This window comes from Amycolatopsis thermophila (assembly GCF_030814215.1).
In the GTDB taxonomy this organism is placed as follows: Bacteria; Actinomycetota; Actinomycetes; order Mycobacteriales; family Pseudonocardiaceae; genus Amycolatopsis_E; species Amycolatopsis_E thermophila.
Genome location: NZ_JAUSUT010000001.1, coordinates 3042625 through 3064728 on the forward strand (window position 1 = coordinate 3042625; position 22104 = coordinate 3064728).

The following is a 22104-nucleotide window of genomic DNA, read 5'->3' on the forward strand; positions in this document are numbered from 1 at the left end:
GGCGCTGGGCTCGCCCCGGGAACCGTTCTTCGCCGGGTGTGCTGGTCGGCACGTCGTGATCCGGGCGGCGCGTGCACCGGCCGGCCCGGCAATCACCGGGTCCGCGTACCCGGCGGGCCCCCTGACCTGCGGAAGCAGCGGCGGTGGCCGTGTTCCCGGCTGTCGGCGCGGCCTTCTCGACGAGCGTGGAACCGCCGGTCGGCGACGGTCCGGGACGCCGGCCGGTGTGGGACCTGCATCACACATGTGGGGGATGTTCGCAGCTCACCAAGGTGTGGCTGCCGGAGGCGTGGGTAGCCACTTGGTCGAAAGCGCTTCAGAAACGGGGCGCATGGTGCTCCTGCAACGGAAGGGAGAAAGGCCAGTGGCAACATCCAACCTGGCGGCCGTCGACTTCGGCCAGGGTGTGTCCAACGCCTGGAGCGCGGTGGCGACATTCGTGCCGAAGTTCGTCGCGTTCCTGGTCATCCTGGTGATCGGCTGGTTGATCGCCAAAGCTCTGAGCAAGATCGTGGACAAGGTGCTCGAGAAGGTCGGGTTCGACCGGGTGGTCGAACGCGGCGGCATCAAACAGGCGCTCGCCAAGAGCAAGTACGACGCCTCCGACATCATCGCCAAGCTCGTGTACTACGCGGTGCTGCTGATCGCCCTGCAGTTCGCCTTCGGGGTGTGGGGTCCGAACCCGGTGAGCGGCCTGCTCACGGGCATCGTCGCGTGGCTGCCGCGGGCTGCGGTCGCGATCATCATCGTGGTGGTCGCCGGTGCCATCGCCCGCGCGGTGAAGGACCTGATCAGCGGGGCCCTCAGCGGGCTGTCCTACGGCAAGACGCTGGGCACGATCGCCGCGGTCTTCATCTGGGCGCTGGGCATCATCGCCGCCCTGAACCAGATCGGTGTCGCCACGACCGTCACCACGCCGGTGCTGGTCACCGTGCTCGCGATGGTCGCCGGTGTCGTCATCGTCGGTATGGGCGGCGGCCTGGTGAAGCCGATGCAGCAGCGCTGGGAGCGCTGGCTGGGCCGCGCCGAGGAGCAGATCCCGTCGGCCCGGGCGCACGCCGAGGCCTACCAGCGGGGTCGCGAGGACGCCACGCGCGCGAGCACGCCGAGCTCGCCGAGCTCGGAGGCGGCCACGCAGGAGATGCGCCGGCCGACCGGCAGCATGGGGTCGGAGACCGGCGCGACCATGCGTCCGCCGGAAAGCTTCCGGTGACGGGAGCACAGGGAGACACGGCCGGTCCGGAGACGGACCGGCCGTTCTCTGCGTCCTCCACGCCGGCGGCGAGGACGCCTAGGGCGTGTCTGACAATGTCTTGGTCCAGGTGATGACGTCGTGGATGAGGATGGCGGCGCGGTAGAGGGTGGCGAGTTTGTCGTAGCGGGTGGCGATGCCGCGCCAGTGCTTGAGCTGGTTGAAGCTGCGTTCGATGACGTTGCGGCCACGGTAGTCGTGGGTGTCGAAGGCGGGCGGTCGTCCACCACGGGAACCGCGGCGTTTGCGGTGCCCAGCCTGGTCGGCCGGTTCGGGAATGACCGCGCGGATTCCCCGCCGGCGGAGGTGTGTGCGGATGGCGCGGGAGGAGTAGGCCTTGTCGCCGCGCACCCGGTCGGGGCGGGTCCGTGCTCGCCCGCCGCCCAGGCGGGGCACCCGCAGGTGGGCCATCAACGGCTCGAACATCGGCGAGTCCCCGGCCTGGCCCGGTGTCAGCAGCGTGACCAGCCCATGCCCGTTCCCGTCGACCACACGGTGGATCTTGGTAGTCCAGCCGCCGCGCGAGCGGCCGATCGCGTGATCAGGCGGCTCGATCCCGGGTTTCGTGTAGTTCGATCCAGCCCCCTGTGTGGCGGGTGATGTTCGTGGCGTGCTGATGGGCCCGCGCGATGCTGGAATCCACCGAGACCGCCCAGTCGATCAGCCCCGCCGCGTCCGCGAAGGCCTGCAGGCGCTGCAGCACCACCTCCAAGTGCCCTCTCGCGCCAGCCGGCGGTGCCAGGTCCAGATGGTTTGCCAGGGCCCGAACACCGCCGGCACGTCCCGCCACGCGATCCCGCACCGATACCGGTAGATGATCCCCTCCACCATCGCCCGCGCATCCGAAAACGGCCGCCCCGGCCTGCCCGTACGCGCCGGCAACAAGTCCTCGATCAACGCCCACTGCTCATCCGAGAGCAACTCAAACCGCGACACAACCAGCAGCATCCCAGCCAACAAACGAGATCTTTGTCAGCCATGCCCTAGTTCAGTTCGAGCTGGAAGCCCTCGCGGTAGTGCGGGTCGTCCATCGAGCTGGCGAGCGAGCAGACGGCGAGCAGGCGGAAGGTGAGCCAGTCCACCGGGCCCGATTCCGGGCCGTGCGGCACGGTCAGCCGCCACCCTTCCTCGCGCGCGTGGTCGAGCAGGCCGCGCGCGTAGCCGGCGAGCAGCACGACACCCGCCACGGCGGCCGAGCCCTCCACCCCGGCGGCCAGGATGTCGCGCACCGCCGCCGAATGCTGGTCGACGACCGCGGCCAGCCCGGGCGCGGTCGCCACGGCGGCGACGAGCCCCGCGGCACCGAGCTGGCTGTGCAGGTGATTCAACGTCCGGCGGGACGCCCGTTCCGCCCAGACCGCGGCCAAACCCAACATGGCTCTACGGTAACTCCCGGCCGCCACGCCGTTCCCCCGATCGGTGCCGAAAGTCACTCTGTCTTTTGGTTTAGCCCACAAGATCGTATTTCCGGACGAGACCGGTTTTCGTCGGATCCCGGCGCTATCGTCGCATCAGATCACGAGGGGGACTGGGATGTTCGACGCAGTACGCGGTGCGCCCGTGGGGCGCTTTCCACGACACGCCAACGGTTTCGCGCGAACCTGCGCGCGGCCCGGCCGGGCCGGGCAGGCCGCCGGGCGCGCGGCGTCGCACGTCGGCCGGGCGCGCGGCGCGGGCGCCCACATCCGCTGGACGTCAGCACGCGGAACGGTTTCGGGGCGGTTCGGCGACGTCCGCACGCAGCAGGTCGGCGGTGGCACGGGCAAGCCCGTCCTCCTGCCGGTGCGGGCGGCCCTGATCGTGATCGCGACGTTCGTGACGGCCGGCCGATGAGGGCCCGCGTCGGTGGGTTCCGGTCGGCGGCCGGGCGGGCGCGGTACGACGCCGTGTACGACGAGGGGTTGCGCGCGATGCCCGAACCCGCCGCGGTGCACGACGTGCCGACCGCGTTCGGCCGGGTGCGCGTGTACCGGTTCGGCGCACGCGGAGATCCGCTCGTGCTGCTGCCCGGCCGCGGCGGCACCAGCGTCATGTTCCGTACCGGCATCCCGGCGCTGGCCGGGCACCACCGCGTCCACACCGTCGACCTGCTGGGCGAGCCCGGCCGCAGTGTCCAGAGCGCGCCGATCCGGGACGCCGCTGATCACGCGCGCTGGCTCGACGAGACCCTCGCCGGGCTCGGGCTCGACCGGGTGCACCTGTACGGCGTCTCGTTCGGCGGCTGGCTCGCGTGCAACCAGGCGGTCCGGCGGCCGGGCCGGGTCGCGTCGGTGACGCTCATCGATCCGGTGGCCACGTTCGCCCCGATGCCTCTCGGGCTGGTGCTGCGGGCGGTCCCCGTGCAACTGCCCTACGTCTCCAGCTGGGCCCGCCCGCGGTTCCTCGCCTGGATCGACGGTCAGCGCGACGCCGACCCGGCCGACCACGTCGAGGGCAGGCTGATCAGTGCCGGGCTGCAGCACTTCCGGATCGCGCTGCCCGTGCCCAGGCCGTTCCGGGACGACGAGCTGCGCGGGATCGCCGCCCCGGTGCTGGCGATCATCGCGGGCCGGAGCGTCGTGCACGATCCGTGGCGCGCGCTGGCCCGTGCTCGCTCGCTGCTGCCGAGGGGCGAGGCCGAGCTGTGGCCCGAGGCGACGCACGCCGTGCCCGGTCAGGCCGTCGGCGAGCGGGCGCTGCGCTTCCTCGCCGAGAACAGGGGGTGAGGATGGACGTCGTCATAGGTGGGTCCAGACCCACTCCGCGGCCGACCCGGGCGACTTCCCCCGTTCCGCGGTGCACAGTGGAATCCGGTCGAGCGGGTCGTGGAGAAGGGGAGGGCCGTGCGGCGGACGCGATCGTGGTTGGCGAGTGCCGGCGTGGGTTTCGGGCGGGCATGCGTCGTGGCGGTCGTCGCCATGCTGGTCCCGGCGGTGGGGGCGGCGGCCGTGCTGGTGTGGCTCTGGTGGGGTGGAACGGCGTGGTCGTGGATCGCGCCGGTCCTGTGGGCGGGCATCGGCACGCTCGCGCTGGCCCGCCCGGTCTGCCGGATGGTCCGCGCGCTCGTGGCACGGTGGACGGGCACCGTCATCCCGGGCGGGTACCGGCAGGCGGAGCCGGTGGTGCGGATGTCCACCGGGTACTGGTGGAACGGCCGCTCGTACGAGAAGAGCCGCCGCGACGCCCAGCAGGACCAGCGGCTGTGGCTGTGGTTCACCGACCCCGCCACCTGGCGGGACCTGCGGTTCACCGCGATCGCGCCGGTGACCGTGGGCGTGGTCGCGTGCGTCCCGCCCACCGGGTTCGCGGCTGCGGTGCTCGGGTTCGCCCGGTCGATGCCGCTCGTCGGGGTGCTCGGGCTGGTCGTGGCCGTGGCGACAGCTCCCTACGCCTGGCGGCCCGTCGAACCGGTCGCGACGCGGTTCCTGCGGGCGTCGCCGGCGATGGCGCTGGCCGAGCGGGTGGACGAGCTGACCGCGCAGCGGGCGGACGCCACGGTCGCGCAGGCGGCCGAGATCCGCCGGATCGAACGCGACCTGCACGACGGCGCGCAGGCACGACTGGTCGCGCTCGGGATGTCGCTGGCGACCGCGGAGAAGCTCATGGACGCCGATCCCGAGCGGGCGAAGGCCCTGCTGCGGGACGCGCGGGCGGGGGCGGCGACGTCGCTGACCGAGCTCCGGGAACTCGTCCGGGGCATCAACCCGCCGGTGCTGACCGAGCGCGGACTGGTCGACGCCGTGCGCGCGTTCGCCCTCGACTGCCCGTTGGAGGTGGCGGTCCGCGCCGGCGGGGTGCCCCGCCTGGACCCGCCGATTGAGTCCGCGGTGTACTTCGCGATCGCCGAACTGGTGACGAACGCGATCAAGCACGCGCACGCGAGCCGGGTGGACGTCACCATGGCCAAGGAGGACGGCGGCCTGGTGGCCGAGGTGACCGACGACGGCCGGGGCGGCGCCGCCGAGCGCGACGGTGGCGGGCTCGCGGGGGTGCGCCATCGGCTGGCGGTCTTCGACGGCACCTGCGAGATCACCAGCCCGTCGGGCGGTCCGACGCGGGTGAGGATGATGGTGCCGTGCGCGTAGTGGTCGCCGAGGACCTGTACCTGCTGCGGGACGGGATGGTCCGTCTCATCGAGGCCTACGGCCACGAGGTGGTGGCCACCGCGACCACCGGACCCGAAACCCTGGACGCGCTCCGGCGGCACCGGCCGGACGTGTCCGTGGTCGACGTCCGCATGCCGCCGGCCCAGTCGGACGAGGGCCTGCGGGCGGCGCTGGCCGCGCGCCGCGAAGTGCCGGGCCTGCCCGTGCTGATCCTGTCCCAGCACGTCGAGCAGCTCTACGCCCGCGAACTGCTGGCCGACGGTACCGGCGGCATCGGCTACCTGCTCAAGGAGAGCGTCTTCGACGCCGACCAGTTCATCGACGCACTGCACCGCGTCGCGGGCGGCGGCACGGCGATGGACCCGGCGGTCATCGCCAAGCTGCTCGCCGGCGGCCCCACGGACCGGCGGCTCGACCGGCTCACCGAGCGCGAGCACGACGTGCTCCGCCTCATGGCCGAGGGACTGTCCAATCAGGCCATTGCCGGCCGGCTCTTCCTCAGCGACAGCGCGATCAGCAAGTACACGACGTCGCTGTTCGGCAAGCTCGGCATCACCGACGACGGCAACACCAACCGCCGCGTGCTCGCCGTGCTCGCCTACCTCAACGGCCCGGCCCGCTCGGCCTGACCGTCACCGCCGCCGTCCCGGCGGGCGGGGTTCCTCCAGCAGCATGGCCCGCAGGAGTTCCCGCGCCTGGCGGCGGATCTGCACCGAGTCGCCGTGGCCGCCGATGGTCCACAGCAGCTCCGCCAGCGCGCAGCCGGCCGTCTTCTGCAGCGAGCCCAGGTACTGGGCCAGGTGCTGCGCCCACCGGCCGTGCAGGGTCACCAGCAGCTCGTCGCCGAACTGGTTGCGGAGCGTGATCGTGTCGCCCTCGCGCGCCTCCGTCCAGAACGGCAGTGCGCCCGCGAGCGAGCGCCACTGGTCCGCCAGCTCGGCGATCCGTTTCCGCTCCAGGCGGTCTTCCTCGTCCTGCCGGTTCATCGTGCACTCCCTACCCTCCGTGCACGACGCTAGAACAGGTGTTCGATGATCACAAGCTCGGGGTGGGGGCGGTCTCAGCGGCGGTTTCCGCCTCCGCGGGCCGCACCCGGACCTCGAAACCGTAGCCCGGCGACGGCGGGAAACCGGCCTCACCGATCGCTTGGATCGATACGCTGTCACCGGGGAAGAGGTATCCCGATCCCTTGACCGGACCGGGATTCGTGCCGCACGGGAACATCGCCGTGTGCCAGTCCTCGCGCGGCGAACGGTAGCGCACGCCCATTTTCGGCGTGCTCAGCATGTGCGCGGCCGGGCACGAGCCGGACAGGGTCAGTTCGATCGAGTACGCCTGGTCGCCGTCCTTGGTCACGCTGCCTTCGACCTGCAAACCCCAGCCGTTCCCGTAGTACGACGTCAGGAAGGCCGGCTCGGCGGCGGCGGGCGCGGAGGTCAGCAGGGACGCGGCTGCGGTCAGTGCGGCGATCTTTCGCATGAATCGACGGTGACAAGCACCCCCGGGGCGCGCAAACCGCAGGCGTCCCTCGAATGAGGGTCACCGCCAGTGCGCCGCACCCAGGGCGATCAGTTTGAGTCGTTTCTCCGCGGTGGCCAGAACGCGCTCGTCCGATTCCGGGTTGTGCGGCACCGTTTCGATGAGTTCGAGCGCGGTGGCCAAGAGCATCGTGACGATGAGGTCGGCCAGCATGCGCAGGTCCTCGTTGCGCCACGCGCGCAGGCAGTCGAACCGGGCGAGGTCGATCGCCAGTTCCCCGGCGAACAGCCGCAGCTCGGTGCGCGCGGCCTGCGGGACCGCGCCGGTGCCGCCGTGCCGCTCCCGGCTGAGGAAGCGGAAGTGGGCTTCGTGCCGGCGGGTGAACTCGTGCAGCGTCGTGACGACTGTGTGGGCGACGTCGTCGAGGTTGGTGCCCGACTCCCGCGCCGCGTCCAGCATCCGGCGCAGGACGTCCATCGCTTCGGCGAGCAGGACCAGGCCGAGCTCGTCCATCGAGGTGAAGTGCCGGTAGAACGCGGTCGGCACGATGTCGGCCTGCTTGGTCACCTCGCGCAGGCTCAGCACCGCGAACGGGCGGTCGGCGAGCTGGGCGAGCGCCGCGTCCAGCAGCGCCTGGCGGGTGCGCTGCTTGCGCTCCTGCCGGCTCACCGGCTTCACGGACTCTGCCGACACGTCCTCGATCTTAGATCCGGATCCGGATGCGACCTCCGTCACGCCCGCGCCTCCTCGGTTGACAGCGACCCCGCCTGCTACGCCACCATTGAGTGTACAAGTGTTCTCCGAAACGATTCCCGGGGAGGAACCATGCGGCTCGCCGCGTTCGCCGAGGCGCTGCTCACCCCGCACGGCATCGACCGCTACCTCGAACTCGTCCACCCGATGCTCGTGCGCCGCGAGGTCCGGGGCGAGATCACCGCGGTGGCGCACCAAACCCCCGACACGGTCACCCTGACCCTGCGCCCCAGCTCCGCGTGGCGCGGTTTCCGGGCGGGCCAGTACGTGCGGGTGTCGGTGGACATCGACGGCGTCCGGCGCACCCGCTGCTACTCGCCCGCCGGTTCGCAGCACCGGGACGGGCAGCTCGAGCTGACGGTCAAGGCCGATCCGCGCGGTCTGGTGTCCCGGCACCTGCAGCGCGCCCGGCCCGGTCAGGTGCTCGGGCTGTCCCAGGCCGACGGCGCGTTCACCCTGCCCGAGCCGCGGCCGAAGCGGTTGCTGCTGATCAGCGGCGGCAGTGGGATCACGCCGCTGATGTCGATGCTGCGCACGCTCGCCGACGAGGGGCACGACGGCGAGGTCGTGTTCCTGCACTACGCCAACACCCCCGATGACGTGCTCTACGCGGGGGAGCTGGCCCGGCAGGCGCCGAACGTGCGGGTCGTGCTCGCCTGCACCCACGCGGACGGCGGCGAGCTGAGCGGGTTCTTCTCGCGGGAGCACCTCGTTGCGGCCGCGCCCTGGTACGCGGACGCGCCCGCGTACGTGTGCGGTCCCGCGCCGTTGATGGACGCGGTGCGGGCCGTGTACGACGCGGAACAGTTGAGTGAACAGCTGGTCACCGAAGAGTTCACGCCGCCGGCGTTGGTGATCGACGAGTCCGCCGCCGAGGGCACCGTGCGGTTCCGGCACAGCGGCGTCGAGTTCCCCAACTCCGGCCGCCCGCTGCTGGACCAGGCCGAGGAGGCGGGGCTGCGGCCGGAACACGGCTGCCGCATGGGCATCTGCTACTCGTGCACGAAGGTCAAGGCACGCGGGCGGGTGCGCAACGCGAAGTCGGGCGAGGTGTCCGGCGAAGAGAACGAAGAGATCCAGCTCTGCATCTCCGTCCCCGCCGGGGACGTGGAGATCGACGCGTAGAGGAGACCCCCATGACCGGCCTGCAGGACCGGCTCACGCCGGAGCAGATCGAGGAGTTCGGCCGCGAGATGGACGCGATCCGCCGGCGGATCGTCGCCGACCTCGGCCAGGACGACGTCGACTACATCATGAACATCATCAGGACCCAGCGCGGTCTCGAGGTCGCTGGGCGCGCGCTGTTGTTCGCCGGCTTCTTCCCGCCGGCGTGGCTCGCCGGGGTGGGCGCGCTGTCGCTGGCCAAGATCCTGGACAACATGGAGATCGGCCACAACGTCATGCACGGCCAGTACGACTGGACGCGCATCCCGGAGCTGAGCTCGCAGAAGTTCGAATGGGACACGATGGCGCCCGCCGAAAACTGGCGGCACTCGCACAACTACATCCACCACACGTTCACCAACGTGCTGGACAAGGACCGCGACATCGGGTACGGCATCCTGCGCATCGACCCGGCGCAGAAGTGGCACCCGTACTACCTGGGCAACCCGGTGTACGCGACGGTGCTGGCGTTCGTCTTCCAGTGGGGCGTGATGCTGCACGACCTGGAGTTCGACCGGGTCGTGCGCGGCGAGCGGAAGTGGTCGGACCCGGAGCTCAAGGAGATGCGGGCCCGGATGGTGCCGAAGGCGGTGAAGCAGGTCGGCAAGGACTACGTCCTGTTCCCGCTGCTCACCGGCCCGTTCGCGCCGCTGACGTTCCTGGGCAACGCGACCGCGAACCTGACCCGCAACCTGTGGGCGTTCGCGATCATCTTCTGCGGCCACTTCCCGTCGGACGTGGAGAGTTTCACCGAGGAGGAGACCGAGAACGAGTCGCGGGGCCAGTGGTACCTGCGGCAGATCCTGGGTTCGGCGAACATCACCGGCGGGCCGCTGTTCCACATCCTGAGCGGGAACCTGTCGCACCAGATCGAGCACCACCTCTTCCCGGACCTCCCCGCGCGCCGCTACCCGCAGATCGCCGGCGAGGTGCGCGCGATCTGCGAAAAGTACGGGCTGCCGTACAACACCGGGCCGCTGCACAAGCAGCTGTGGTCGGTGGCGAAGAAGATCGTCAAGTTCGCGTTGCCGCCGCGGCCCCGGCGGGAGACCCCGGCGCCCGATACGCTGGCGGGTGACAGGTCTCGAGTGGCGGCGTGAAGGGCTGAGTGATGGTCGACCCCATCGAAAGCGGGAAGGACACCGTGCAGGTGCTGACCGAATCGGCAGCCACCCACATGGGCAACATCGCGACGATCATCACCGGCGCGGTGCGCGACATAGCCCGCGAGACCGGCGACTGGCTCACCGACCTGTTCGAAATGCGGGAAGCAGCCCGCCGGGCGCACGCCGACGAGCGGGAGTAGCGGTTCGGGCGACCGCGGTGCCAGGCCTCACGAACTCCGCAAGGCGCGGCGCAGCAACTTGCCCGACACCGTTTTCGGCAGCTCGTCCAAGAACTCCACCTGCCGCGGGTACTTGTACGCGGCCATCCGCGAGCGGCAGAAGGCGATCAGTTCCTCCGCCGTCACGGTGCGGCCGGGGCGCAGGCTCACGAACGCCTTGACCGTCTCGCCACGGTAGGGATCCGGCACGCCGACCACTGCCGCCTCGCGGACGGCTTCGTGTTCGTACAGCACGTCTTCGACCTCGCGCGGCCAGACCTTGTAGCCGCCCGCGTTGATCTGGTCCTTCTTGCGGTCCACGACGTAGAACCAGCCGTGGGCGTCCATGTACCCGACGTCCCCGGTGTGCAACCGGCCGCCGGGAAGCGCTTTCTCCGTCTCCGCCGGCTTCTCCCAGTACCCGGCGACCACCTGCGGGCCCGAGGTGACCAGTTCGCCCACCTCACCGACCGGCACCTCGGCCCCGTCCTCGTCCACGACCCGCACCACCGTGTCGTACACCGGCACCCCGACCGACAGCGCACCCGACGCCGGGTCGACGGGCGCCTCGGTGCCGAACGGCACCGCGTGCGACGGCGACGTCGTCTCCGTCAGGCCGTAGCAGTTGTGGATGTAGGTGCCGAACATCGCCTGGAACGCCTTGACCGTGCTCGGCGGGATCGGCGCTCCGCCCGAGTAGATCTTGGTCAGCGACGCCAGCGCATCCCGGTCGGCGCCCGGCACGTTCATCAACGCGATGAACACCGTGATCGACCCGACGGTGAACGTCGCCCGCTCGGCGCGCACCGTCTCGATCGTCGTCTCGGCGTCGAAGCGGTGCATCAGCACCAGCGGCGCGCCCGTCAACAGCGCCACCGCGATGTGCCCGATCAGCCCGGTGATGTGGAACAGCGGTGCGACACCGAGGATCACGTCGTCACCGCCCAGCCCCACCCAGTCCCGGTAGGTCTGGGCGTTGAAGACGACATTGCGATGTGTCGTCATGGCGCCTTTCGGCGGCCCGGTCGTGCCGGACGTGTAGGTCAGGAACGCGATGTCGTCCGGCCCGAGCGTCACCTCCGGCGCAGCCACGCCACGGAAGCGCGCGAGCATCCCGGCGAGATCGGTCGTTCCCGGACAGGAACCGGGTGGCGCGGGTGCGGCGCGGTACTCCAGCTCCGACGTCGTCAGCACGGTGCGCACCGTCGTGCCGGGCACGACTTCCGCGGCTACCTCGTCCCACAGCGACCGCAAGGTGACCAGCACCGTCGCGCCCGAGTCGGCGAGCAGCTGGCCCAGTTCGCGTTTCCGGTTCATCGGGTTGACCGGCACCGCGATCCCGCCGGCCTTCCAGGTGCCGACCTGTGCGATCACGAACTGGGGCACGTTCTGGGCGTAGATCGCGACCCGCTCACCCGGACCGAACCCGGCGTCGGTGATCCCGGCGGCGAAGGCGTCGGTCAGCTCGTCCAGCTCACGCAGCGAGATGCGGCCGCCGAAGTACCGGAGAGCGTCGCCGTCCGGGTTCCGCGCCACGGTGGCGCGGAACATCGCCAGCGCGCTGTCGTGCTCGACGGTGATCCCCGCCGGCTGTCCCGGCGCGTAGCGCGCCAGCCAGAGCTTGTCGTCGTAGACGCCCATCGACGCCGATGATCCGCCCCGCGCCGGGCGAGGTCAAGACGCGGTCCGGTGTGGACGGTCAGTGGCGGTGGCGGCCGTCGCGGTGGCCGCGATCGCGGTCCCGGTCCCACCGCGGCGGCTGGTAGTCCGGCAGATCGAACTCGGGCACCTGCGGCATCTGCACGCGCGGGACCTTCGGCTGCGGCGGCGTCTGCTTCGGCGCCGCCCGCTGCGTCGTCTTCTCGGTGGTCGAGGCCGCGGGCTTGGTCGTCGGCGGCGCGGCCTGCTTCGTCTCGGCGATCGGCAGGATCCCGCTGAACTGCCCCTCGGTGGCCAGCACCTCCGCCTGCTCGCCGGGCTCGCTCACCTCCGGCTCCTGCGGCGCGGCGTGGCCGCCCGCGAGGCTGACCGGCTCGGGTGCGCTGCCGGGTCCCGTGATCCACCCGCCGACGAGCATCGCGCCGGCCAGGGTGATGCCGGCGCCCGCGGTGGCCAGCACCAGCGGCCGGTGCCGTCGCGGCTTGACCGGGTTCGCGTCGGCGTCGACGGACACGATCAGCGGCGTCTCGTCGGGGGCCTCCTCGACCGTCTCGCCGGCCGGGCAGGCCTGGAAGACGATCGTGTCGGCGGGCGAGACGTCGGCGACGGGACCCTCGGCGGGCGGCGGCGGGACTGGGGTGTTCGCCAGCGCGGCCGGCGTGGCCTCGCCGCTCATCCGGCCGGGTGCGGTGGTCCGCCCGGCGCGCCCGCCCTGGTCGGTGCCGCGCAGCGTCGCGCCGACGGTCCCGGCCGAACCGAACGAGCCGGTCCCGAGCGCGCGCACACCGGCCGCGCTGGTCAGCGGCGGCCGTTCCAGGCGGCGCGGGGACTTCGAGTCGAGCACCGAGATCGCGGCGACCATGGTCGGCATCGTCGTCTCGGCGGGTGACGGCTCCGGAACGCGCGCCCGTGAGTGACGCGGCCGGACCGGGCGATCACTGCGAGCGAGCAGATCGGCGACGGTGGTCGTCCCGGTTCCGGTTCGCAAGCTGTGCGCACCCGTCGTCACAGGGCGTACCTTTCTCGTCACTCGTCCGGAGTCGATCTCGCGTGGCGCCTCGCGCTTTCTATCGACAGCGACACCAAGATCGGTACCTCGGTGTGACGCAGGTCGCTCTATCGCGTGATCAGGACTCCCCTGGGGGGACAGGGCACCACATCCCGCCGCCGCGCGCAAGCCCGGTTCGGGCCGGGCCGCTGTGGCGGGGTGAGGCCGTGGCTGCCCGCATTCGATCCTGGCTGACCGACTGGACCGTCCTGGGCCCGCTGCTGGCCATCGTCGCGCTTCTGCTCAGCTGGGGCCGGAGGCTGCCGTTGCCGCTCGTCATCGTCGTCGCGCTGGACCTGGCCGCGGCCGTGCTCGCCGCGGTGCACCACGCCGAGGTGGTGGCGCACCGCATCGGCGCACCGCTCGGGTCGCTCGTGCTGGCGGTCGCCGTCACGGTGATCGAGGTCGCGTTGATCGTCACCCTGATGGCCGATGGTGGTCCGAAGGGCGCCACCCTCTGTCCCTGCTGATCGGCACGCTGCGCGACCGGATCGCGGTGTTCAACGCCGAGGGCGCCGGCGCCGCGCTGGCGACGGTCGCGACGCTGGCCACGCTGAGCCTGGTCCTGCCGGCGTTCACGACCAGCCGTCCGGGGCCCGGAGTTCTCGCCGGCGCAGCTGGCGTTCGCGGGCGCGGCCTCGCTGGTGCTGTACGGGTTGTTCGTCGCCATGCAGACCTACCGGCACCGCGACTACTTCCTGCCGGTGAAGCAGGACGCCGAGGAGTACGCGGAACCGCCCAGCACGGGGACGGCGTGGTTCAGTCTGGCGTTCCTGCTGGTCGCCCTGGTGGCGGTGGTCGGTGACGCGGAGGCGGTCTCCCCGGCGATCGAGAGCGCGGTCGACCAGGCCGGGTTGCCGCACGCGGTGGTCGGTGTGGTGATCGCGCTGCTCGTGCTGCTGCCGGAAACGCTGGCCGCGGTGCGGGCCGCCCTGCGCGACCGGATCCAGATCAGCCTGAACCTCGCGCTCGGATCCGCGATGGCGAGCATCGGCCTGACATCCCGCGATCGCGATCGCGTCGATCTGGCTCCCCGGGACGCTCGTGCTCGGGCTCGGCCGCACCCACCTGGTACTGCTGGCGCTGACCGTGGTGACCGGCGTGCTGACCGTCGTGCCCGGCCGGGCGACCCCGTTGCAGGGTGGCGTGCACCTCGCGCTGCTGGCGGCGTTCATCTTCCTGGCGATCAACCCCTGAGCGGCGTCGCTGCCATGGACGTGCCCGGGCGCCGTTCGGGTGCTGTCACGTTAGGCCGTTTGCCGCCATGTGGTTCAACGGGAGGAGGTATGAACCACATGGGAGGAGTACTGGTGAAGAGGGTGTTCACGACAGGCGCGGTCGTCCTGGCCTCGCTCGGGGTCCTGCTGGGTAGTGCCGGCACGGCGTCCGCACAGGACCCGTACGGCAAGTACCCGACGAAAGCCAAGTGCGAGGCGGTCGGCAAGCCGCAGGTCTACGTCGGCGGCGCGCGGGGTTACGAGTGCGTGCACCACCCGTCCAGCCCGGCGAGCCAGCGGTGGTGGCTGTACGTGATCGACTGAGCGACCTGCGCCCGGCGGCGCGGTCGGATGACCAGCGCCGCGCAGGGGCGGGGTGTCCGCGGCAGGATTCGAACCTGCGACACCCGGTTTATGGCGGAGGATTTGCCGTTGATACTGGTCGACTGGCAAAGCTTCGCATGACCTGCCCAAATTAGTGTATGCAAATGCCGGTTGATGTACGTCTTGGGCGATCGCCGTTCATCGATTGTCCAGGGTAAACCGTGGGACTCCAGGAGCACGGTGTGCTGCAAGCGTCCGAAGCGGGGGCAGCAGGGTCATCGAGCTGCCGGCCTGATCGCCATCGCCGAGGATCGACCGACAGGTGAGCAAGGGACATCGGGCATGATCGCTCTAGCCATACTCACCGCGGAGGTTGATAGATGAGCGCGGCGGCAGCAAGTCACCCCGGTCTTCGCGAAGTCAAGCAGGACCTCTTGTCCACTCCCGTGCTCCTCGGACCGGCGGTCACATGCCTCCCTAACAAGCCAGGGCTGTACGCCTGGTGGGCCAAGCCCGAGGTACTGCCTGAGTTCCCCGGGATGCCCAACCCGATGGATCCTCACGTGCGGCTGCTGTATCTGGGCATCACGACCCGCACGCTGCGCGTCCGCATCGCACGAGAGCACCTGCGCCTATCCCGGCGATCGACCCTTCGTCGCACGTTGGCCGCACTTCTCATGGCCCATGAGTCGTACCGGACAGAGCTGGTCAAGGGGCACGTCGTACTAACGTCGGCGGATGAGGAGCGGCTTACGGCCTGGATGCAGGCACATCTTAGGCTGACCTGGGCTGCCGATGACGACCCCGCGCCTACCGAGAAGGCGCTTATCGCCGAACTTGGCCCTCCTCTCAACCTCACTGACGCATCGCCGGCCGCCCACCGGGAGCTTCTCAAGAGCGCTCGAAGCGCGTACCGCGCGAGTGCCGACAGTGTCGGCAAATGACTCGCGAGAACCAATTTCCAGGCAACATCTGCTGTCGCTGTACGTCGAAATGGGGCCGAGCAACCACGCCAACCTAGGCCGAATCGTGGCGGGGCTGTTCGGCTCCCCTCGCCGAACTGGGGGCGGCGTGCTTCCAGGCCCTGCGCGCCCGGTGCCGCGTTCGCTGCGCACGTCGTGCTTGACGGCTGAGCTGATCGAGCGCGTCGAGCAGCCCCTGAGCAGGATGACCCTCCTCGATCCAGTTCAGCGCGAGGTCAGCCCAGTCGTCCGATGGCCCTTCCAGCGCGAACCGCAGCACCAACTCCCAAGCAGGTGCAGCGTGAGCCCTGGGATGCTCACTCGTCACGCGGTTGATCTCCCGGTACGACTGCTCGAGTACGGGGAGCATCGGCATGAGCGCATCCTCCAGGGGGTGCGGGGTAGCTCCAATGCGGCCGACGACCCACCGCCCGTCGTGGGCCAGTCCGAGGTGAAGCCCATGCTGGCCGATCGACGCCACGGGTTCCCAGTCGTGGTCATCCACGAGCTGACTCTAGTCGAGCTGCTCCCCGACGGTCCGGGAATCAGACATTGAAGCGGAACAAATCGCGACCTGCGGGAACGTCCTGATCAGGGGCCTAACCTGGGGGTTCCTCACTCGTCAGCGATGGTCGTTTGCCGTCCTCAATGACTGTCCTGACGAACGGTCGACGAACACGGCGACGGGTTGACGTCGGGTGGGCGCACCCCTTCGCGCCGCCCTCAACGAGGTCAACCAGTCACTGTGTAGCCCACGGCACGCAGCAGGTCGCTGAGCCAGACCAAGTGGTAGGCAACAGGCGGTTGCTGGCCCTCCACGAGTTGCCGAATGTGCTGATCGGACTCCGACAACTGACCAATGGTGAGCTCCTTTGGTTCTGCATAGACGTTGTAGAGCACATCGGGCGGGATCGACCAGAAGTAGTCTGCGTCCACCTCCACGGTGTCCCCATGCACCTCCCTGACGTGCTCGAGGAGCGTCTCGGCTGCCGCAGCCAACTGGTCAAGCCGAATCACATTTGCAGTGCTCAACCGAAATCTCGTTCTCTCGAACCAACGTCCCCTTGACCTTATTCGGGTCGCTCGCGACCAGCGGCGGAGCGACGAAACGGCTTCTGGCCTGCTATGGGAGCAGTCGTTGATCATCGTCGTCTGCTGTGCTTCGCGGCTGTCGTGTTGCACGAATGTGGCATGAGAGTCGGGGCTGGACTGCACGGGGTGTGGACAGCTGTCATCTCTGCCGCCGCCGCGTTGCGTGGGTTTCGCTCGGTCAAATCTGGCAAGGCCATCGCGAGACAAGGCGATGGTTGAGGGAGCGTGAACGGGACGCCGAGTTGTGGCGACGAGAAGACCAGCATCGTTTCGCTAGCAAAGAGGGAACTTTATTCGGGAATTCCTCACCTCGGCCGATTGGTGGCGCACCATTGTGGATAATATGAATGCTCAGCTGGCCGAGTTCGCCGACGATGAAGTTCGAAACAATGACTATTTGACCTGGGTGAAAGATCGCGGGTTTTCTGACATCTACGACGTCCAGCAGTCCGTTTTTCCGGCAGGCATGAATGTTCGCCTAATATGTCCACCCTCGATAGCGGAAGCGGTCGTGAAGCTCGTGGGACAGATCCATTCCGCCCAGGAAACTGCGCTAAGCGGCCATGCGCAGACAGCGAACGACTTCGCATCCAACGCGGAGTTGCTCTGGAGTGAGGCGTTCGCTCTGATGGCGGCAGATCTTGATCAATCTTCGTCCCGCGTGGATCCGCGACCTGCGTGGGCTAACGACCTGTTCCGCCCGAAACGAGCGCTTGGTGGTCAGCCCGGCGCCTGATGGCGTCTCGATCACGCCGTGTTGGGGCCGCAACCTCTGGGTCCATCCGCCGGCCGAGCTTGCCAACCTTGCGGCCCCAGTGCGGCGTGATAGCCATCAGATCAGGCGACGGGATGACCACCAAGCGCCCACCCTGCCAACGCAACGTGGCCTGCGGTCCCTGGTCATCCCGGAGCCTGCCTGCCCGGCGAGGACATCTCTGTTCTTTCTCTTGCGGCGGCTGTGGGGCCGCCCGGCCTTCGTCGAACCGCCACGCGGGACCGGCTTCAGCCGCACGCCCGCGTCTGGCGGTTCGACAGGATGAGGGCCGGATCAGCGGCCCCGCAGGGCCGCCTTGAACAAGTAAGGAAACCTTGAACACGCCCGCTCCGGGTATGGGCCTCGGCGGATCCGGGACTGCTGCCTAACCCGGGCTACGCGCGGAGCCGTACCGCCGCGCTCGCCTTGTCGTCATGCCGTTTGGCTCGGGGAACTGGCGCGCGTCGGGGTCCCGGTCGCGTTCCCACTGCTGGCAGCGGTCGAGGATGGCGGAAAGCTCGCTGGGACCGGCTTGGGCGATTGCCGGCCAGTCGGTGAGTCCAACGTGGGTCATCGTGTTGTACGCGCCATCAGTAGCGAGGACTGCCCAGGACACCTCGGACACCCGCCGACGTTCGACGAGCGCATGGTGAGCGGCTTCCGCTGATGCTTCCGCGATCCAGAACCCCCGGGGTCGGTTCCGGCGCTCCCCCTGCTGAGTCTGCAACTGGCGCAGCAAAGCATGGTGAGTCTCGTCGTATCCCCCCGCCAACCGCTGCCGATACTGGCGCCGCGGGGCGAGGTCCAGTTCATCCATCCGCTCGTCCGTGAGGACCCCATCGGCGGCCTCACGGCGCGCGAGATCGCTGACTACCTTGGCCACGAGCGGATCAGCACGACCCAGGAGGACTACATGGAGCGCGGAGTCGTGGGGGAGAGCGCCGGCCCCGCGCTGGCGGCTCGTCCTGCCGTCGAGAAGCCCAAAAACGAGGGTTAAGCATGGGGCCGAACAGCACAAAGCCCCTGGTCAATGGATCTACCAGGGGCTTTGTGCCCCCGGCAGGATTCGAACCTGCGACACCCGCTTTAGGAGAGGGCTGTTCTGCTGGCTTCAGCCGCTCTACCTGGACTTCTGTTGTCGCAATCTCCGCACCACGTCCCGTCATCGTCGCTCGCGTCCGTGGTTCGCACCATGATGCGCACCACGGGGCGGATGCAGCGCGTGGACGGGTCCTTGGAGTTCTGGGATAGCACGCGGCGAGGTTGTGGCACCCGCATCGCTCCAGGGGGTGGGGCCTGGACGCGGCCTCGTGTGCTTTCGCGACGAAGCAACGAGGGCTTGTCGACCTTATTTGCCGGCTGCGGATGTCCTGACTCTGATCCTGAGAAGACGCTGGGTTGCGGGCCAGCTTGACAGTCTTCTTCCCGCGGTTCCCGCAGCCCTATCGGTCGTTGCCAGTTGTAACACGACCTCCTGTCAAACGTATATCTTGTACGTTCGTGCGAGTGATCACCGACCACTCGTTAGCAACTTGTGATCTTGGGGAGGAAACTGTGGCAGAAACGTTGCCTTATATGAACTCAACTGGACTAGTATCCAAGATCCTGGACAAGATCAAGGAGGCGAAGACTCCTGATCGGTTCTCGCAAGATTTCCTTGGAACGGTTCTCGGCTTCTCTAGTGGAAGTGCGAAGCCGTTCATTCCGCTCGCAAAACGATTGACGCTTATCAGGTCGGACGGAACGCCGAGTGAGCTCTATCGCAAGTTTCGTGGGAGCGAAGACGAGTCCAAGGCGGCAATTGCGCAGGCTATTCGCATCGGCTACGCCCCCTTGTATAAGCGTAATGAATTTGCCCATGAGCTGGACAAGAAGAAGCTGGACGGGCTCATTCGCGAGATCACTGGCATAGAAGATGGAAACAGCGTCCTGCGTGCTATCACTGGAACTTTTGAAGCCCTTAAGCAGTATGCCGACTTTGATGCGGTGACGGCCGATAAGGTGTCGACCCATTCAGTGGAGGACGCGGAGGATTCAAGCCGGGTGTCGGAGAATTTAGGAAAGAGCGAAAGTACCCCTACGCCGCTCCGCTTCGGATACACGATAAATATTAATCTTCCCGACACCAATGATATCGCGGTCTTCAACGCCATCTTTAAGAGCATGAAGGAGCATCTGCTGTGAGTGCTCACGAGAGACTTCAGTTGATGCACATTAGTCGGCAGATATTCCAGGTGGAGCTGGAAGATATTGCCACAAGGTATGGTCTCGACCCGATTTCTTCGCCCGAATCAAAATCTGCCGAGGAAGAGGAGGAAAGTTACTATCTTCAGTATCCGGCTGAGTTGCGTCGTCAAGCCGTGGTGATGTCGCAATACTACCGGATCTTTTACTGTCTTGAGAATTCCATCCGTGATCTTGTCGAGTCGCAACTGGAGGAAGCATACGGCGAGAACTGGTGGGAGGATCATGTGCCGAATAATATCAAGTCATCAGTTGAGGGGAACAAGAACCGCGAGCAGGACAACGGTGTGACCCTGCGCTCTTCACATCCCATTGACTATACGACTTTCGGCGAGCTGGGCGAGATCATAAAAAGCAATTTTGACATCTTTGGTGCAACGTTTAATAGCAAGAGAGGACTAGAGAAAGTGATGGCAAGCTTGAATCTGCTGCGAGGTCCAATCGCGCATTGCACTCAACTGGCCGAAGATGAGGTATTGCGTCTTCATTTGACTGTTAGGAGCTTCAATCGTCTGATGGAATAGATTTGCTGCTGCGTAGGCGATCTAGGCCAGAAGTGAATGCGAAGAAACCTTCGTTGTTCCAGGACTGCATGCTTTCTGGGCATGTCATAAAGTCGGTGTTGCTACTTGTGTAGATTTTTAGTCGTCTGGCTTCCCAGTTCGCCTCAATGTGTCCACCAAACTGCGACCAGAAGTCCATGTTGCTGATCGTGAGCAGAAATCCAAACTCGTAGTTTCCGCTTACCAGGTTAATTCCGAAGCCGGTGCACTCGACCCGCAATCCATCGGTCGTTAAGAGTGACCGCATGGGTTTTGACAGGCGAGCTAGATGCATAGGGAGAGCAGCCCGCGGTGCGCTGACGGTGTTGTCGAGTTCTGTGCGGCCGAACAGTTCCTCTTCAAGTTCGCGCAGCAGTGAGTTGCGAAGTGACGTGTCGGCGTGCACGTCAGTCATGGGCTGATGAAAGCCTTTGGGAATCACCGTCAACTGTCTCGCAGCATTTACGACGAGATGTGAACGCTCCTGAACGAGCAGAGCGAAATCGGCTGTACCGTACGTATCGGCTGATCGGGCAATGGCAGACAGCGCTAGGACGCCTCCGGCGCAAAGTCTGGACGATAGGTCCACCGCTGACGCGAGTGACGGTAGGTATTTGTCTCGTAATGGAAGTGAACCCGTCTTGACGGGCTGACCGTCCGCCAGGGCGTCGAGTAGTTCATTTTCAAGGAGATCCAGTGTCAGCGCGTATTCGAGGAAGGGTGCAACTCCAACGGTGCCACGTATTGCGCTGGCGCGGATGTCCACGTCGAGCAGGCGATAGGTCTGCTCATTGGTGAGGCGGACACCAGCGGCTTCTACCTCCGCGAGTCGTTCCAGGGCAGCTGCGGGCACAGGATCAGCGGTCGGTTCAGAGGTGGTCGGAGCGAGGGCTAGCGCGTCGGTGGTCTCGTTGAGTGGGATGTGGAGGTCGAGCCAGTCCGGTCGCGTGAGGATGCTGGTTTCGAGAGCCTGACCGCCGAAGCGGGCTGTGTAGAGGCTGTAGTCCGGATCGCTGCCGTAGTAGGCGCGGAGCGCGGCGACCACGTCGGTCCGGCTCACGCGGTCGCGTCGGGCCTGGCGGGTGGGTAGCTCGCGACGCGTCTTGGGCAGGCGTGCCGTCACGCGCCGGGCGCTCGTTCCGGGCTTCCAGTTGAGTCGTTCGTCGAGCCAGGTGCAGGCTGCCTCGACGTCTGGGCTGAGGGTGTCACGGTCCGACACGGGGTCACCGTCGATCAGTGCGCGCAGTTGCTCTGGTGTATGCCGGAGGAGTCGCGCTAGCTTCGGTCGCAGGTACGGGAGTGGGGCGTAGTCGCCGGCCTCCCAGCGGATGACCGTCGAGCGGTCGACGTTGAGAGCGGCAGCCAGGCTTTCCTGCGTGTACCCGGCTGCCTTGCGCGCCGTTGCCAGCTCCGCCCGTCTCATCACGACCCCTCCCCATGCCAGTCCGGCCACGATAGCAACGATCGGAGCGTTTCCGCAGGTAAAGCGCAGGAGTGCAACATTCGTGCACCGAGACTCCGACGTTTCTGCTCTGTCCCGTGCCTTCTTCTCCGGCTTGAGTCGGACGTGTGATGACGCGGTGGGAGTCGGCGGGACGAGGTGATGAGCAGGTGGCAGATCCGATTCTGCTCGTGCGGCCGGTCGCGGGTTCGGTTGGTGAGCGCGAGCGCCTGGTGCACGTGGTGGGGCGCTCCGGGAAAAGCGACCGGCCGGGGGTGCTGAGAGCTTTGTGCGGCGCAGAGTTCCACGCGGATGAGCTGGACTTGCTTGACCGCGTGACCGGGATGCCCTGCGAGGACTGCTTGCGACTCGTCCCGTTGCCCCAGCCTGTTGAGCGCAACGAGGTCGCCGGTGAGCCGGCCTTTCGGCCCGAGCCAACGGGCTACGTCTACGAGCAGTTGGCCGACCACCTCGCTCAGCTCATCGAGACAGGCAGGCTCAGGCCGGGTACGCCACTACCCGCAGAACGCAGGCTTGCACAGCAGTACGACGTGTCGCTCGGCACTGCCCGGCACGCTACCCAGCTTCTCCGGGCCAGGGGACTCGTCGTGACGGTGCCCGCGAAGGGCACGTTCGTCGCCGACGCCGTGCCTGAGGGAGGGAATCGGCGAGACCTCGGCGATCAGTCCGAAACGCCGTGATCGGGCAGCCCACGAGCAACCGCCGATCAGCTTCCCTGCGGGGCATCCGCCCTGGTCAGGTCG

24 protein-coding genes and 2 pseudogenes are annotated in these 22104 nt (G+C 67.8%); 15 read left to right on the forward strand and 11 right to left on the reverse strand.

The annotated features are described in order from the left end of the window. The first annotated feature begins 364 nt into the window (after positions 1-364). Positions 365-1213 carry a mechanosensitive ion channel family protein gene (locus FB470_RS15125; protein ID WP_306992145.1) on the forward strand — a complete coding sequence of 283 codons (849 nt, stop codon included), beginning with the start codon at positions 365-367 and terminating at the stop codon, positions 1211-1213. 78 nt (positions 1214-1291) lie between these two features. Here FB470_RS15125 and FB470_RS15130 read toward each other — a convergent pair. Together FB470_RS15130 and FB470_RS15135 are read right to left on the reverse strand one after the other, a co-directional pair. Further along, positions 1292-2200 (reverse strand): annotated as a pseudogene (locus FB470_RS15130) (IS5 family transposase). A 35-nt stretch (positions 2201-2235) separates the two neighbouring features. Next, on the reverse strand, positions 2236-2628 hold the full coding sequence (locus tag FB470_RS15135) for a DUF6401 family natural product biosynthesis protein (protein WP_306992146.1): 393 nt from the start codon (positions 2626-2628) through the stop codon (positions 2236-2238). 157 nt (positions 2629-2785) lie between these two features. Between FB470_RS15135 and FB470_RS15140 the strand changes: the two genes are divergently transcribed. From FB470_RS15140 to FB470_RS15155, 4 genes are all read left to right on the forward strand, one after another. Then, a complete protein-coding gene (locus FB470_RS15140; RefSeq protein WP_306992147.1) occupies positions 2786-3085 on the forward strand; it encodes a hypothetical protein in 300 nt (99 codons plus the stop codon). Then, entirely contained in the window at positions 3082-3957 is an 876-nt protein-coding gene (locus FB470_RS15145; RefSeq protein ID WP_306992148.1) for an alpha/beta fold hydrolase, read from the forward strand. The genes FB470_RS15140 and FB470_RS15145 overlap by 4 nt, the downstream gene beginning before the upstream one ends. 177 nt (positions 3958-4134) lie before the next feature. After that, positions 4135-5316: a sensor histidine kinase gene (locus FB470_RS15150; protein WP_306992150.1), complete on the forward strand. Its 1182-nt coding sequence runs from the start codon at positions 4135-4137 to the stop codon at positions 5314-5316. Beyond that, a complete protein-coding gene (locus FB470_RS15155; protein ID WP_306992151.1) occupies positions 5307-5966 on the forward strand; it encodes a response regulator transcription factor in 660 nt (219 codons plus the stop codon). Before FB470_RS15150 ends, FB470_RS15155 begins: the two co-directional genes overlap by 10 nt. Before the next feature lie 3 nt (positions 5967-5969). Here the strand turns inward: FB470_RS15155 and FB470_RS15160 are convergent, their stop codons facing one another. Genes FB470_RS15160 through FB470_RS15170 form a run of 3 tightly spaced genes read right to left on the reverse strand, consistent with a single transcriptional unit; the run spans position 5970 to position 7509 of the window. Then, entirely contained in the window at positions 5970-6323 is a 354-nt protein-coding gene (locus tag FB470_RS15160; RefSeq protein WP_306992153.1) for a hypothetical protein, read from the reverse strand. 49 nt (positions 6324-6372) lie between these two features. Further along, positions 6373-6816, reverse strand: a complete 444-nt coding sequence (locus FB470_RS15165; RefSeq protein ID WP_306992155.1) for a hypothetical protein — start codon at positions 6814-6816, stop codon at positions 6373-6375. Between the two features lie 60 nt (positions 6817-6876). Further along, a complete protein-coding gene (locus FB470_RS15170; RefSeq protein WP_306992157.1) occupies positions 6877-7509 on the reverse strand; it encodes a TetR family transcriptional regulator in 633 nt (210 codons plus the stop codon). Between the two features lie 132 nt (positions 7510-7641). Between FB470_RS15170 and FB470_RS15175 the strand changes: the two genes are divergently transcribed. Genes FB470_RS15175 through FB470_RS15185 form a run of 3 tightly spaced genes read left to right on the forward strand, consistent with a single transcriptional unit; the run spans position 7642 to position 10039 of the window. Next, positions 7642-8694, forward strand: coding sequence for a ferredoxin reductase (locus FB470_RS15175; protein WP_306992159.1), 1053 nt, complete (start codon positions 7642-7644; stop codon positions 8692-8694). Positions 8695-8705: 11 nt separating this feature from the next. After that, positions 8706-9833 (forward strand): fatty acid desaturase family protein, encoded by a 1128-nt coding sequence (locus tag FB470_RS15180; RefSeq protein WP_306992161.1) that lies wholly within the window; start codon positions 8706-8708, stop codon positions 9831-9833. An 11-nt stretch (positions 9834-9844) separates the two neighbouring features. After that, on the forward strand, positions 9845-10039 hold the full coding sequence (locus FB470_RS15185) for a hypothetical protein (protein ID WP_306992162.1): 195 nt from the start codon (positions 9845-9847) through the stop codon (positions 10037-10039). Between the two features lie 27 nt (positions 10040-10066). Here the strand turns inward: FB470_RS15185 and FB470_RS15190 are convergent, their stop codons facing one another. Further along, positions 10067-11698, reverse strand: a complete 1632-nt coding sequence (locus tag FB470_RS15190; protein ID WP_306992163.1) for a class I adenylate-forming enzyme family protein — start codon at positions 11696-11698, stop codon at positions 10067-10069. Between the two features lie 58 nt (positions 11699-11756). Beyond that, complete coding sequence (locus tag FB470_RS15195) at positions 11757-12578, reverse strand: hypothetical protein (RefSeq protein ID WP_306992164.1); 822 nt, start codon at positions 12576-12578, stop codon at positions 11757-11759. A gap of 353 nt (positions 12579-12931) precedes the next feature. Between FB470_RS15195 and FB470_RS15200 the strand changes: the two are divergent. The 3 genes and pseudogenes from FB470_RS15200 to FB470_RS15210 all read left to right on the forward strand — a co-directional run bounded on the left by FB470_RS15200 (position 12932) and on the right by FB470_RS15210 (position 15249). Beyond that, positions 12932-13961, forward strand: a pseudogene (locus FB470_RS15200) (calcium:cation antiporter). Positions 13962-14074: 113 nt separating this feature from the next. Further along, the gene (locus FB470_RS15205) at positions 14075-14305 is read left to right on the forward strand and encodes a hypothetical protein (RefSeq protein ID WP_306992165.1); all 231 of its coding nucleotides are present in this window, start codon (positions 14075-14077) and stop codon (positions 14303-14305) included. 380 nt (positions 14306-14685) lie between these two features. Continuing rightward, positions 14686-15249: a GIY-YIG nuclease family protein gene (locus FB470_RS15210; RefSeq protein WP_370876473.1), complete on the forward strand. Its 564-nt coding sequence runs from the start codon at positions 14686-14688 to the stop codon at positions 15247-15249. Positions 15250-15322: 73 nt separating this feature from the next. Here the strand turns inward: FB470_RS15210 and FB470_RS15215 are convergent, their stop codons facing one another. Then, positions 15323-15772 carry a hypothetical protein gene (locus tag FB470_RS15215; RefSeq protein ID WP_306992167.1) on the reverse strand — a complete coding sequence of 150 codons (450 nt, stop codon included), beginning with the start codon at positions 15770-15772 and terminating at the stop codon, positions 15323-15325. A gap of 227 nt (positions 15773-15999) precedes the next feature. After that, positions 16000-16299 carry a hypothetical protein gene (locus FB470_RS15220; protein WP_306992169.1) on the reverse strand — a complete coding sequence of 100 codons (300 nt, stop codon included), beginning with the start codon at positions 16297-16299 and terminating at the stop codon, positions 16000-16002. 403 nt (positions 16300-16702) lie between these two features. Here FB470_RS15220 and FB470_RS15225 point away from each other — a divergent pair, with 403 nt between their 5' ends. Beyond that, positions 16703-17095, forward strand: a complete 393-nt coding sequence (locus tag FB470_RS15225; RefSeq protein ID WP_306992170.1) for a hypothetical protein — start codon at positions 16703-16705, stop codon at positions 17093-17095. Between the two features lie 403 nt (positions 17096-17498). Here the strand turns inward: FB470_RS15225 and FB470_RS15230 are convergent, their stop codons facing one another. Then, complete coding sequence (locus tag FB470_RS15230) at positions 17499-17996, reverse strand: hypothetical protein (protein ID WP_306992171.1); 498 nt, start codon at positions 17994-17996, stop codon at positions 17499-17501. Between the two features lie 623 nt (positions 17997-18619). On the opposite strand from FB470_RS15230, the gene FB470_RS15235 reads away from it, so the two are divergent. Then, positions 18620-19297, forward strand: coding sequence for a DUF5343 domain-containing protein (locus FB470_RS15235; protein ID WP_306992172.1), 678 nt, complete (start codon positions 18620-18622; stop codon positions 19295-19297). Continuing rightward, complete coding sequence (locus tag FB470_RS15240) at positions 19294-19881, forward strand: Swt1 family HEPN domain-containing protein (protein ID WP_306992173.1); 588 nt, start codon at positions 19294-19296, stop codon at positions 19879-19881. Before FB470_RS15235 ends, FB470_RS15240 begins: the two co-directional genes overlap by 4 nt. Here FB470_RS15240 and FB470_RS15245 read toward each other — a convergent pair. Beyond that, positions 19862-21352 carry a helix-turn-helix domain-containing protein gene (locus FB470_RS15245; RefSeq protein WP_306992174.1) on the reverse strand — a complete coding sequence of 497 codons (1491 nt, stop codon included), beginning with the start codon at positions 21350-21352 and terminating at the stop codon, positions 19862-19864. The two genes, FB470_RS15240 and FB470_RS15245, sit on opposite strands and share 20 nt — an antisense overlap. A 158-nt stretch (positions 21353-21510) precedes the next feature. On the opposite strand from FB470_RS15245, the gene FB470_RS15250 reads away from it, so the two are divergent. Then, entirely contained in the window at positions 21511-22041 is a 531-nt protein-coding gene (locus FB470_RS15250; RefSeq protein WP_306992175.1) for a winged helix-turn-helix domain-containing protein, read from the forward strand. The last annotated feature ends 63 nt before the right edge of the window (positions 22042-22104 follow it).

Bases quoted from the DNA above. Each gene is read 5' to 3' on its own strand.
- FB470_RS15135 (WP_306992146.1), bottom strand. From the start codon at position 2,628: ATGTTGGGTTTGGCCGCGGTCTGGGCGGAACGGGCGTCCCGCCGGACG.
- FB470_RS15140 (WP_306992147.1), top strand. From the start codon at position 2,786: ATGTTCGACGCAGTACGCGGTGCGCCCGTGGGGCGCTTTCCACGACAC.
- FB470_RS15145 (WP_306992148.1), top strand. From the start codon at position 3,082: ATGAGGGCCCGCGTCGGTGGGTTCCGGTCGGCGGCCGGGCGGGCGCGG.
- FB470_RS15160 (WP_306992153.1), bottom strand. From the start codon at position 6,323: ATGAACCGGCAGGACGAGGAAGACCGCCTGGAGCGGAAACGGATCGCC.
- FB470_RS15165 (WP_306992155.1), bottom strand. From the start codon at position 6,816: ATGCGAAAGATCGCCGCACTGACCGCAGCCGCGTCCCTGCTGACCTCC.
- FB470_RS15175 (WP_306992159.1), top strand. From the start codon at position 7,642: ATGCGGCTCGCCGCGTTCGCCGAGGCGCTGCTCACCCCGCACGGCATC.
- FB470_RS15180 (WP_306992161.1), top strand. From the start codon at position 8,706: ATGACCGGCCTGCAGGACCGGCTCACGCCGGAGCAGATCGAGGAGTTC.
- FB470_RS15185 (WP_306992162.1), top strand. From the start codon at position 9,845: ATGGTCGACCCCATCGAAAGCGGGAAGGACACCGTGCAGGTGCTGACC.
- FB470_RS15190 (WP_306992163.1), bottom strand. From the start codon at position 11,698: ATGGGCGTCTACGACGACAAGCTCTGGCTGGCGCGCTACGCGCCGGGA.
- FB470_RS15195 (WP_306992164.1), bottom strand. From the start codon at position 12,578: ATGGTCGCCGCGATCTCGGTGCTCGACTCGAAGTCCCCGCGCCGCCTG.
- FB470_RS15210 (WP_370876473.1), top strand. From the start codon at position 14,686: ATGAGCGCGGCGGCAGCAAGTCACCCCGGTCTTCGCGAAGTCAAGCAG.
- FB470_RS15225 (WP_306992170.1), top strand. From the start codon at position 16,703: ATGAATGCTCAGCTGGCCGAGTTCGCCGACGATGAAGTTCGAAACAAT.